The sequence below is a fragment of the Pilibacter termitis genome (assembly GCF_900167335.1).
GTDB classification, from domain to species: Bacteria; Bacillota; Bacilli; order Lactobacillales; family Streptococcaceae; genus Pilibacter; species Pilibacter termitis.
The window spans coordinates 1-11,411 of record NZ_FUXI01000048.1; the positions used below are offsets into that span (position 1 = coordinate 1).

Genomic DNA, 11,411 nt, shown 5'->3' on the forward strand with positions numbered 1-11,411 from the left:
GGTAGACGCAAAAGAGGAGCTGGACAAGATGTCCAACTCTCTTAGGTACGCTTTGTAAAATAGATGCTTTCCACACGATTTGACAAAGAGCCTTTAAATAAAGCATTAAAAGATTTTAAGATGCCAGAAAGAAAATAAAAAATAATTTGGAGGGGATAGAAAAATTTAAGAATTTGGAAAAAATATTATTGGAAAATTTATCAAAATTTGAGGATATTTCCGCGGCATTTGGATTAGCAAAATTGGATGTATTGTTTGCAAAAAACTGTAAAAAAATAAATGAAGACGGTAAAAAATAATAAAAGAAAAAAGAAGAAAAAATATTAGAATCTACAAAAAAAATAATGGGGTACGGGTTGTACTTCGCATAACTCCCCTGTTTCCGTCCCCTCATTGACAATAAAACAATTACTTTCAGTTCAGAACCCTTAAACCCCGTGAGGGGACAAAAAATGCTACCTCTCAAGAAAAAGAGATAGCATTTTGCGGAAATGGAATATTCTGAAAAAAAACCTCCTCGTAGCTTGAGGAGATTGACGAAGAAAAACAGAAAAATAGCAATTTGAGATAAGCGTGAGTTTTTAAAGGTACTCTTAATTAAATATCTTGATTTTTTAGAAAAAAGGTGGTTTACTTTATTTATGGTTTATCGCTAATTTTTGTGATAAACTGCATTTAATAAGGGAAGGTTTTTAGAAAAATAAAAGCGTAATGGTGCGTTTTGAAGTCTGCAACAGCACCATGTAGCTAGAAAAGGAGAAAAACCATGAAACGAATTGCATTGGTAGTAGACAAAAATTTAAGTCTGGGTGAGCAAGCAAATATTGTTGCGATTCTCTCAGGAGCTTTAAGTCGTGAAAACGAGGGAATGTATGATAGCGAAACTTTACTTGATAAAAGTGGAGTACAGCACGCTGGAATCAAAAATAGCCTTGTAGTGTTGAAATCAAAAACGGCGGCACTGAGCAAATTTATCACGCAAGCAAGTGAAAACGAAGAAATCTCTAGTGTTGTTTTCACAAGAAATGGGCAAGCTCTGAACGATAAGTATTCAGAATATAAAGAACTAATTAGAAATAATGAGCTTGAAAACTTAGAACCTGTTGGAATTGGCGTGTACGGCGGGGAGGCTGTGATACGTGAAATGACGAAAAAATTTAGTTTGTTGAGGTAATGAATATGAAAGAAAATATCCTCGTATATTTATGCGATATTCCAGTAACTGACAAAAGCGGGCGAAAATGGGTGGAGAGATTAAACGCTTATCCTTACAAAAAAATCCTTATCTCGCCTGTCGAAGAATATTCAACAGTTATCGGAGAATATTTTGACGATTGCATAAAAATTGACAACTTATTCGATTTTGACAAACTTAGCCAAATCGTTCGCAAACTCTGTGAAACGTACAAAATTCTCGCTCTTTATGCTCCAAAAGAAAACTTGATTGAACTGGGCGGAAAACTACGCAGTCACTTCGGTATTCAAGGAATGCAAGAAACGCAAACGCTTGCCGTTCGTGACAAATGGATAATGAAACAACTTCTTCATCAGAAAAAACTTCCAACAAGCAAAGTCGCAATCGCATTCACTGCTGATGACGCTATTGAGTTTGCCGAGAAAATTGGCTATCCAATCGTTGCCAAGCACCCAAACGGTTTTGCCACGATTAACACAAAAGCACTCTACTCAAAAGAAGAAATTATTCGCTATTTTGAGAATTTAACCGTTGATAACGCACTTTTAAAACCTTTCGTTGACAAACGGATTTTGCTCGAGGAATTTATCAAAGGCGAAGAATATCACTGCGATTGTATCGTAAAAAATGGAAAAGTCGTCTTTTCTTCTGTTAGCAAATATCTTTACAACTGCATGGAAATCGCAACCAAAAATATGCCTCCTGCAAGCATTACATTTCCTCACTCTGAAGATGAACAGCCAATCATCAAAAAAATCAGAGAATTGAACGAACAAGTCATTGCAACTCTTGGGATAAATAACACGATTACGCACGGAGAATATTTCGTTTGTGAAAATCAAGAGGTCTACTTCGGTGAAATCGGTGCTAGAATTGGCGGTTCTGATGTCATGCCTCCTAGTATTGAAAATACATTTGGTGTCAATCTGTTTACAGCAATGATTGATATTGAGCTTGGCATTTGTGAAATTTCCGAGAAAAAAGACGGAAAATTTTCAGGAATGATTTGCTTACCGCAAAAAGCTGGTGAGATTACTTATTTACCTAAGAAAGAAGAGTTTGCCGACATTGAAGGAATCATTCAGTTTGAGGTGTACTATAACGTTGGCGACAAAGTATCAGACGTTGCAGACACTATGACTCGCTCTGGATTTGCGATTGTGGAAAGTGACGACTTCGCTACATTGAAAGACAAACTATTATTGATTTACACTCGATTTTCTGAAAATTTGCAGGTGAGAGCATGAAGTTAAAAAAGTATTTTCTCGTTTATCATGGATTGCCAAAGAATGTTTATTTCGTTTGTTTGAATAGACTTTTTTCAAGTTTGATTATCTTTGTCTATCCATTGTTGACCAATTACATTACATTAAAGCTCGGAGCAACTGATGCGGAAGCTGGTGGATTTGTTTCCATCGCTTTGCTTGTTAATCTTTTTTCTATCTTTATCGGAGGATTTCTAGGGGATAAATATTCTGCAAAAAACCTACTTTTATTTGGTCAATTTGCCTTGAGTATTTGTTCGATTGCTTGTTCTCTGTTTATTGGAAAGTCAATCGTAGTAGCGTTCCTCATCATTCTAAGCGGGATTTTTGGTTTTACTAATCCGTTGTATAACGTCCTTATCTTAGACAATTCCAAAGATGATTTGAATATCAAAAAAAGAGGGTTTTCCTTACTCTATTTTTTCCTAAACCTCGGTGTCGCAATCGGCCCACTCTTGAGCGGAATGTGGTTTGAAAAATTATTGCCACTGTACTTTCTATCTGTCGGAATTTCGAATCTTGTAATGGCGGTTCTTTTCCTAGCGTTCTACAAACAAAATCGTTCTACTACAAAAACTCCTAAGAAACATGAGGAAAAATTGAGCAAAATATTCGTTGAAACATTCAAGAACAATCATTTGGCAATCAAAACCATTCTGTTTTCTATTTTGAATTACTTTATCTACATTCAAATATCATACGGTATTCCTATTCAGCTAAACGATTGGTTTCATGACGGCCCGAAAATTTACGGCTTACTAATGCTCATCAATGCCATTCTTGTTTTAACGCTCACACCTATCATCTCTGGCATTACGCACAATCTCAATCCGATTTTCCTAATGAGTATTGGAAGTCTCTTTTATATGCTAAGTTTCTTGTCGGTCTTACTCTTTAGCGGATTCGTCGCCTCTATTCTTTTCATCAGCATTTGCACAATTGGCGAAATTCTTATCCAGACAAATATAAGCCTTGTCGTCTCCATTCTCAGCGAAAAAAGCATGGAAGGGAGAATGAACTCTTATTTGTTAATTATCAGCTCTTTTGGAAATATTTTAGGCACCAGTATGTTTGGTTTTCTGATTACACAAACCTCCCTTTCAATCGGCTGGCTTGCAATTACCATTCTTTCGGTAATTTACGCAGGATTGATGTATCAAATTTATCTGGCAAGTAAACGAAAAAAACATATATAAATAGTAAAAACGTTGATTTTCACTATGACTACAAAAGTGAAAATCAACATTTTTTTATTCCCTTATCAAGTAATCAAATGCTCCAAGTGCTGCTGTTGCACCACTTCCCATTGAGATAATGATTTGTTTATACACACTATCCGTGCAATCTCCCGCTGCAAAAACACCCTCAAGACTTGTCGCTCCTGCTTTGTCAACAACAATCTCGCCACGATTGTTCATCTCAACAACACCCTCTAGCCATTGATTGTTTGGCACAAGACCAATGAGAACGAACACACCTGAAAGGCCTATGTGATGTTTTTCACCTGTCGTTCTCTCCTTATAATCAAGACCATTCACTTTCACATCTCCTGTAATCGCTGTGGTTTCAACATTTGTCAAAACGGTCACATTCGGCAATGAGAACAAACGTTTTTGCAGAACTTCATCAGCTTTAAGCTCAGGCAAAAATTCCAAAACCGTTACGTGTTTCGCCATTCCCGCAAGGTCAATCGCCGCCTCAATCCCAGAATTTCCGCCACCAACAACTGCCACGTCTTTTTCTGCAAACAACGGCCCGTCACAATGAGGACAATATGCCACCCCTTTGTTTTTAAACTCTTGTTCACCAGAAATCCCGAGATTTCGCCAACTCGCACCTGTTGATAAAATGGCAGTTTTAGACTTCAGCACAACTCCGTTTGCCAATGTCAGCTCTACCAACTCACGTTTTTCTAACTTTTCCGCACGCTGAGCTTTGATAATGTCTACATTATATTGCCTCACGTGTTCTTCGACTTGCCCCATGAATTTTTCACCCTCGGTATACGGTGTACCGATAATGTTTTCAATTCCTAGCGTTTCCAAGACTTGACCGCCAAAGCGTTCGGCAACAAGTCCTACACGAATCCCTTTTCTGCCCGCATAAATTGCCGCAGCAGCTCCAGCAGGCCCACCACCAACTACTAAAACGTCATAAGGGTCTTTTTCACTTAAAGATTGTGAAGAATCAACCGTTGCCACACGTGCAACCATTTCTTCCAAACTTTGACGACCGCTCGAAAATTCTTCGCCATTTAGAAAAACAGTTGGCACAGCCATGATTGAAAGTGTTTCGACTTCCTCTTTAAACATTCCACCGTCAATCATTGTGTGGGTAATATTAGGATTTAGCACACTCATAATATTTAACGCCTGCACGACATCAGGGCAATTATGACAAGTAAGGCTTACATATGTTTTAAAATCAAGTGTTTCAGAAATACTCTGAATGGTTTTCACCACTTCCTCCTCAATTTTCGGAGCACGACCTGATATTTGCAATAACGCTAAGACAAACGAGGCAAACTCATGCCCAAGTGGCACACCTGCAAACACGACACCAGAGTTTCCATTTTCCGCCACCAATTCAAAACTTGGTGTTTTCTCAAGTTTCTCCTCTTGAATCGAAAGTTTATCGCTCATTATGGCAATTTCTTCGACAAATTCTTTTACTTTCAAAGAATTTTCATCATCTGCAACGCTTAATTTGAATGTTACATTTTGTTCTAAAAGTGCTAAATAGCCGTTTAATTGTTCTTTTAATGATTGTTCTAAGCTCATTTTGTTTTTTCCTCCCTTTTTTACATCCTACGACAAACTCTTTAACGCCCACTTCGATTTTAGAGTAAATAAAGGTCTGGAACTGTTGCTCCAGACCTAGAGGCTTATATTTTACCGACCAAGTCCAAGCCCGGCGTTAAAGTTTCTGCTCCTTCTTTCCACTTCGCAGGGCAAACTTCACCCGGATGTGTGCGAACATATTGAGCTGCACGGATTTTGTCGATTAATACACTTGCATCACGACCAATGCCGTCAGCTGTAATTTCCACCGCTTGCACTACTCCGTCTGGGTCAATGATAAACGTACCACGTTGTGACAAACCACTTTCTTCATCTAATACGTCAAACAAACGTGAAATTTTTTGTGATGAGTCAGCTAACATTGTATATTCAATTGTAGAAATTGCCTCACTATGCTCATGCCAAGCTGCGTGAACGAAATGCGTATCTGTTGAACAAGAGTACACTTCTACCCCTAATTTTTTCAATTCTGCATATTGCTCTTGCAAATCTTGCAATTCTGTTGGACAAACAAATGAAAAATCTGCTGGATAAAAGCAAACAATACTCCATTGTCCTTTCAAATCTTCTGATGATACTGTAACAAATTTCCCATTTAGGTAAGCATCTGTTGAAAATTCTCCGATTTCTTTTCCGATTAATGACATATGTTTTCTCCTTTTGTCTAGCGTTGAGGTGCAGGAAGTTGGCGACTATTGGATATGTTGCACACTCCTTGCAGCACTTCCTCGCAAAATGTAATGTTCCATGCTACATTTTTTATTTTAACCTAACAAAAAACAAAACTCCAAATATCTGCTTATAAGCTGGTGTTTGTGAGTTTTTAGGAGTGATCTTAACAATAAAACAACTGACGAACTTTATCTCGCTAATTGTTTCAATTTTTTTATTTTCGGTTGTAATTACTTATTAATGATTGTATAATCATTTTAAACATTAACAGGATAATAAGAATGATTTGATGTCAACTATTTTAGAGTTTACAATAACTCCATGTGCATTGATGTCATTTATGGGGTGATTTTTTGATTAACAGATTATATATGCAATGGAGAACGTTAGAATGGGTTAGTTTACTAGGAGATAGTTTGTATTATCTTGCTTTATTATCTTATGCAAGTAAACTTGATAATCCCTCGTTAGCCGTTATGATTGTGACATTTTCAGAAACTATTCCTAATTTTTCCCAAATAATACTTGGTGTATTTGCAGATTCTACACGTTATAGAACAAAAAAATTTTTCCAATCGGGAATTGTTAGAGGATTTCTATATATTTGTATCGGACTGACAATTTTTTATACAAACTCGATATATGGTATTTTACTTATTGGTGTATTGAATTCAATAAGCGATTTATTTGGTAAATATGTTACTCTTTGTGTAGAACCGTTTATTAAATTTATCGTCCCTGAATCAAAAATGGAGAGAGCTTTATCTGTAAATTTTATAGTTACCAGTAGTATTAGTATGTTTGCTTATTTTTTAGGTGCAACATTAATAAGTATTACAAGTATTTACCAATTGGCATTTATAAACGCAGGAACTTTTTTTGTAGTAGCAATTGGTGTTCAATTCATTCGTCCTAAACTAGAAAAAATTGAGCAACAAATAACTGGGGACAAGCATGATAATTTGAATAAGATATTTATTCATATAAAAGAATCATTGAAAGATTTATTGAAAATGCCAGAAATGAGAGGCTTATTTTTTATAGCAACTGGGTTAAATAGTGTAGCTATCACTATTGTACCAATTTGTGCTATTTTTCTTGCATACTATCCTTCAAGTAGAATTGTTAACATTTCTTATTCAATTGCATTCGTTCAGGGATTAATAATGATTAGCGGTATCATAGGAAGTTGGCTTGGTGCAACAGTCTTAAAAAATCTTTCAACACGAGTTATTTTACTAACATCATTTAGTGGAAACTTGCTATTTGTACTCTTATTATTTTTACAACAATTGTGGCTTGGTGTTTTTACATTGCTTTTTTCGATTCTTATTACAAGTGTGTTTAACTTAAGGTTTAGTTCAGATATTATAAGAAGTGTGCCAGCAGAAAAAATGGGAACCATTTATGGTTGTATGGATACATTCTTTTTACTTGTTCCGTCAGTAATATCTATGATTTTTATGGGAATCTCAAGTATAAATCTAAATTTATATATAGTTACTGTTGCTTGTTTTTGTGCTGGATTCATTCTTTTCGTAAGTAGAATAAAAGTTTTATATAAATAAACACAAATTTTATGATTTTTATAAAAGGAAAGTTCTTGTGAAAATTTCCTGTAATTTTTCATAAGAACTTTTCATTTCCAGTCTTTTTCATTCGACTAATACAAGAAAAAGCGTTACAATAGTTGACGGAAAACAATATTTCTACTAAAGGAGACTGAACAAAATGTCTAAAGAAAAACAACACAAAAAAGTTATCCTAGTCGGAGATGGTGCAGTAGGTTCCTCTTACGCATTCGCACTTGTCACACAAGGAATCGCTCAAGAGCTTGGTATCATTGATATTTTCAAGGAAAAAACTGAAGGGGATGCACTTGACTTGTCTCATGCTCTTGCATTCACTAGCCCTAAGAAAATCTATGCCGCAGAATATAAAGATGCTCATGACGCTGACCTTGTCGTTTTGACTGCAGGTGCACCTCAAAAACCGGGAGAAACTCGTCTTGACCTTGTAGAAAAAAATCTTCGTATTAATAAAGATGTCGTTACACAAATCATGGACTCTGGATTTGACGGTATGTTTTTAGTTGCAGCCAACCCAGTAGATGTACTTACTTACTCTACATGGAAATTCTCTGGTCTGCCAAAAGAACGCGTGATCGGTAGCGGAACTTCACTTGACTCTGCTCGTTTCCGCCAAGCTCTTGCTGAAAAAGTTGGCATTGATGCACGTAGTGTTCATGCTTATATTATGGGCGAACATGGGGACAGTGAGTTTGCTGTTTGGAGCCATGCCAATGTTGCAGGTGTGAAATTAGAAGAATGGCTAAAAGAAAATCGTGATTTAGACGATCAAGAATTAGTAGATCTTTTCCTTTCCGTTCGTGATGCTGCCTATACAATTATCGAGAAAAAAGGAGCAACTTATTACGGTATCGCCGTAGCCCTTGCTCGTATTACAAAAGCAATCCTTGACGATGAAAATGCAGTATTGCCACTTTCCGTTTACATGGAAGGGCAATACGGAGTAGAGGACGTATTTATCGGTTCTCCTGCAATCGTCGGAGCTCACGGTATCGTTCGTGTCGTAAAAATCCCACTAAACGATCGTGAAGTACAACAAATGCAAGCTAGTGCAAAACAATTGAAAGATATTATTGACGAGGCATTTTCAAAACCTGAATTTGCTGAGGCTGCAAAACAGTAAAAACTATGGAGGGAGCCGAATGGCTCTCTTTTTTGTTCTTTAAGAAGAAATTAGTCTTTATGTGATAAGTGATGCTCCTTTGTCTAGCTACGAGGGGCTGAAGGCTGGCAACTGTTCGCTGTGTCGAACGAAACGTTGTTTCGTTCAAGTAAACGACACGGCTCACTGTTGCAGACTTCAGAACTCCCCTCTTCGCTTTTCTTTTTTACTTTTTGACGAGCCATTAAACGTTTTAGATCCGACAAGTGTTGTGAAATTAATCAAATTTTTCACTCTCGCAAATCAACAAACTTCGCCTCAACAAAATCTGCCAAGACTTCTGCATTTATTTTAAGCGACCGACCAATTTCTCCTGCCGAAACAATGATTTCTTTCTGTTCTAGTGCTAAATTGTCAATAAAAATAGGAAAGTGCTTGTTTTTCCATATCCCCACGGGATTATTCGCACCATGCACATATCCTGTTGTTTTCTGCAAATCTTTTAACGGCAACATTCCAACTTTTTTATTGTTACTAGCAATCGCTAGTTTTTTGTAATCCAAATGAGCGGTAATCGGCAAAATACCAATCAATGTACCTGTCACATTTCCAGAGAGAGCAAGCGTTTTGTAAATGGTATTTTCATCTAATTCACCATGATTCACTCGCTTGCCTTCTTCGTTTTCAATAATTTCAAAAGCGATACTCTCAAACGAAATTCCTGCCTTTTCTAAAATTTGCTCGGGTAAAGTTTTTTTGATTTTTATTTTCTTTTTACTCATTCTTTTTTTCTCCTCTAGCTTTATGGGGAATTCTAAAAACTTACGCTTACTAATATTGCTAGATTTGGCTTAATCGAAGTTTTTAGAGAATCCATTTTCTTTTGCTATTATCAACGAAATCTCTCGACAAATCAAGCGGTACATTCTCTTTTATTTTTTCGTTTTAGCTTGTTTTTTTATGTTTTTTAAACGAAACCTAAATTTCTCTAGTTATTTTTTTCATTTGAATTTCAATTTAAAACTCGAATTCCACATTTTTTTCATTCTTTTTTAGTTATTCTTCACTATTTTTTCAAAATTGTATTGTAATATAGTAAATGTAGTAGGGAACACCTACTAACCCAACCAACCCTTTTTGTTCACTTCCCCAAAGTGAACAATCCAAAACTTTTTCATTAACTCCTAAAACAAAGAAGCACTTCGGTGCTTTTTTGTTTTTTATTAAAGTCACCTTTAACAATTAAGTTTATTTTTTAATCCCCTGCAAACAATAAAGCTACAAAAAACTTGAAGAAAAACTTCGTTCGGACAAAGGGCGAAAACGACCTACTTGCGATTTTAAAGAAAGAAACATAAACTTTACTAGTTATTTTTTCATCTACATTTCAAATTCAACCTCAAATTTCACAGTTTTTTCATTTGTTTTCCGTTTTTCTTCACTATTTTTTCAAAATCGTATTGTATTATAGTAAATGTAGTAGGGAACACCTACTAACCCAACCAACCCTTTTTGTTCACTTCCCCAAAGTGAACAATCCAAAACTTTTTCATTAACTCCTAAAACAAAGAAGCACTTCGGTGCTTTTTTGTTTTTTATTAAAAATCCCTTTAACAATTAAGGGCACCTCTAAAAACTCCGGTTAAGCCAAAATTAGATAGTTTTTCGATTTTCGAGGAAATCGACGAGAGCTATGTGGTTCATAGGTTGAGGAGACTGACGAAGAAAATCGGGAAACTAGCAATTTTGGATAAGCGTGAGTTTTTAGAGGTGCCCTTAAGTTATAATTAAGTTTGTTGTTTTATAATTTACTTGTAAATAATAAAACAACAAAAAATCTTCAAGAGTTCACAAAGGAACTCAAAGAAAGACAAGGAGAACCAAAAATGGAAAAACTACGGAACTTTTTAAGAAGAATGGATTATCGTATTTTTGTTTTCAGTCTACTCTTTTTAGTCGTAGGCTTTATCGCTGGCACGCTTAACGCTACTAGTCATCGTGACAGTCGATATACCCCGCAAATCACTCAACGAACAAGCGACAACGGAGATAGCACAAATCGAATGGATAAATTTTTCCACGACAAATCTGATAATCAATAACAAAAAAAGCTGAGGTGATTTTTATCATCCCAGCTTTTTACTATGCAAATTTGAAATATACATTCTCGCCGTTTTCATTTTGGCAAAGATACATTATACCAAACAGTTTACCTGTCAAAACCATCGCTTTAAACTCTGAAATCCATCGTTCACGAATCACTCTGTACGCATTTTTATCACTATTCCAAAATTCTTCACTTGAAATGTCTGAAAGCATAAATGTTTCACCACAAGGCAACGGTGCTACTTCTTTTTCTGTTTCCCAAAGAGACTTCATAAAATACCCTCCACACTCTGATTTTTTTTATAAAAACAATAATAAAGATACATTCGGTAATTTCTTTAGTTTTATTATAAATCAATTTTAAGGGTTACGCAAGCAGTTGTTAAGAATTTTTAGACATTCTGCACATTTGTGCTACTCTTGTATTCAAGTTTTTACTTTACTTCTAAAAAATAGGCAACTCACAAGGAATCGCCTATCGTTTTTCGCTACTTCTCTACAACTTCCCGGGAGTTTGACACTTCCATCCTGAACATTTTTTCTAAAACATTATAACACAGGGCTTCATTCCTTATTTTTTTGTCAAATTTCTCACACTTTTTAGTAGTACGTTTTGAGTACGTGTGTTATAATAGAGATAAGGAGGCGATTTTTATGAGGCTTAAAGTGACAAAATCAAAG

General features: G+C 35.8%; 10 protein-coding genes. 6 read left to right on the top strand and 4 right to left on the bottom strand.

Features of this window, described 5'->3' with window-relative positions; genetic code table 11:
* Window positions 1–766 precede the first annotated feature (766 nt).
* Genes B5D30_RS12760 through B5D30_RS12770 form a run of 3 tightly spaced genes read left to right on the top strand, consistent with a single transcriptional unit; the run spans window position 767 to window position 3,656 of the window.
* Window positions 767–1,174 (top strand): DUF2000 domain-containing protein, encoded by a 408-nt coding sequence (locus tag B5D30_RS12760; protein ID WP_078808459.1) that lies wholly within the window; start codon window positions 767–769, stop codon window positions 1,172–1,174.
* 5 nt (window positions 1,175–1,179) lie between these two features.
* Entirely contained in the window at window positions 1,180–2,442 is a 1,263-nt protein-coding gene (locus B5D30_RS12765; protein ID WP_159443346.1) for an ATP-grasp domain-containing protein, read from the top strand.
* Window positions 2,439–3,656, top strand: coding sequence for an MFS transporter (locus tag B5D30_RS12770; protein ID WP_078808461.1), 1,218 nt, complete (start codon window positions 2,439–2,441; stop codon window positions 3,654–3,656). The genes B5D30_RS12765 and B5D30_RS12770 overlap by 4 nt, the downstream gene beginning before the upstream one ends.
* Window positions 3,657–3,710: 54 nt before the next feature.
* On the opposite strand, the gene ahpF is transcribed toward B5D30_RS12770, so the two are convergent.
* Both ahpF and ahpC read right to left on the bottom strand, forming a co-directional pair.
* Window positions 3,711–5,240 (bottom strand): alkyl hydroperoxide reductase subunit F, encoded by a 1,530-nt coding sequence (gene ahpF, locus B5D30_RS12775; protein ID WP_078808462.1) that lies wholly within the window; start codon window positions 5,238–5,240, stop codon window positions 3,711–3,713.
* Window positions 5,241–5,344: 104 nt separating this feature from the next.
* Window positions 5,345–5,908 (bottom strand): alkyl hydroperoxide reductase subunit C, encoded by a 564-nt coding sequence (ahpC, locus tag B5D30_RS12780; protein WP_078808464.1) that lies wholly within the window; start codon window positions 5,906–5,908, stop codon window positions 5,345–5,347.
* Window positions 5,909–6,286: 378 nt separating this feature from the next.
* Here ahpC and B5D30_RS12785 point away from each other — a divergent pair, with 378 nt between their 5' ends.
* The gene (locus B5D30_RS12785) at window positions 6,287–7,501 is read left to right on the top strand and encodes an MFS transporter (RefSeq protein ID WP_078808465.1); all 1,215 of its coding nucleotides are present in this window, start codon (window positions 6,287–6,289) and stop codon (window positions 7,499–7,501) included.
* 163 nt (window positions 7,502–7,664) lie between these two features.
* On the top strand, window positions 7,665–8,645 hold the full coding sequence (locus B5D30_RS12790) for an L-lactate dehydrogenase (protein ID WP_078808466.1): 981 nt from the start codon (window positions 7,665–7,667) through the stop codon (window positions 8,643–8,645).
* A 269-nt stretch (window positions 8,646–8,914) separates the two neighbouring features.
* On the opposite strand, the gene B5D30_RS12795 is transcribed toward B5D30_RS12790, so the two are convergent.
* Window positions 8,915–9,406, bottom strand: coding sequence for an aminoacyl-tRNA deacylase (locus B5D30_RS12795; RefSeq protein ID WP_078808469.1), 492 nt, complete (start codon window positions 9,404–9,406; stop codon window positions 8,915–8,917).
* A 1,104-nt stretch (window positions 9,407–10,510) separates the two neighbouring features.
* On the opposite strand from B5D30_RS12795, the gene B5D30_RS12800 reads away from it, so the two are divergent.
* Window positions 10,511–10,726: a hypothetical protein gene (locus tag B5D30_RS12800; protein ID WP_144399615.1), complete on the top strand. Its 216-nt coding sequence runs from the start codon at window positions 10,511–10,513 to the stop codon at window positions 10,724–10,726.
* A 40-nt stretch (window positions 10,727–10,766) separates the two neighbouring features.
* Here B5D30_RS12800 and B5D30_RS12805 read toward each other — a convergent pair whose 3' ends face one another.
* Complete coding sequence (locus B5D30_RS12805) at window positions 10,767–11,003, bottom strand: hypothetical protein (protein ID WP_078808473.1); 237 nt, start codon at window positions 11,001–11,003, stop codon at window positions 10,767–10,769.
* Window positions 11,004–11,411: the final 408 nt, after the last annotated feature.

Excerpts from the sequence above, each read along its gene's own strand:
- ahpF (WP_078808462.1), bottom strand. The coding sequence starts at position 5,240 with ATGAGCTTAGAACAATCATTAAAAGAACAATTAAACGGCTATTTAGCA.
- B5D30_RS12790 (WP_078808466.1), top strand. The coding sequence starts at position 7,665 with ATGTCTAAAGAAAAACAACACAAAAAAGTTATCCTAGTCGGAGATGGT.
- B5D30_RS12770 (WP_078808461.1), top strand. The coding sequence starts at position 2,439 with ATGAAGTTAAAAAAGTATTTTCTCGTTTATCATGGATTGCCAAAGAAT.
- ahpC (WP_078808464.1), bottom strand. The coding sequence starts at position 5,908 with ATGTCATTAATCGGAAAAGAAATCGGAGAATTTTCAACAGATGCTTAC.
- B5D30_RS12805 (WP_078808473.1), bottom strand. The coding sequence starts at position 11,003 with ATGAAGTCTCTTTGGGAAACAGAAAAAGAAGTAGCACCGTTGCCTTGT.
- B5D30_RS12795 (WP_078808469.1), bottom strand. The coding sequence starts at position 9,406 with ATGAGTAAAAAGAAAATAAAAATCAAAAAAACTTTACCCGAGCAAATT.
- B5D30_RS12800 (WP_144399615.1), top strand. The coding sequence starts at position 10,511 with ATGGAAAAACTACGGAACTTTTTAAGAAGAATGGATTATCGTATTTTT.
- B5D30_RS12765 (WP_159443346.1), top strand. The coding sequence starts at position 1,180 with ATGAAAGAAAATATCCTCGTATATTTATGCGATATTCCAGTAACTGAC.
- B5D30_RS12760 (WP_078808459.1), top strand. The coding sequence starts at position 767 with ATGAAACGAATTGCATTGGTAGTAGACAAAAATTTAAGTCTGGGTGAG.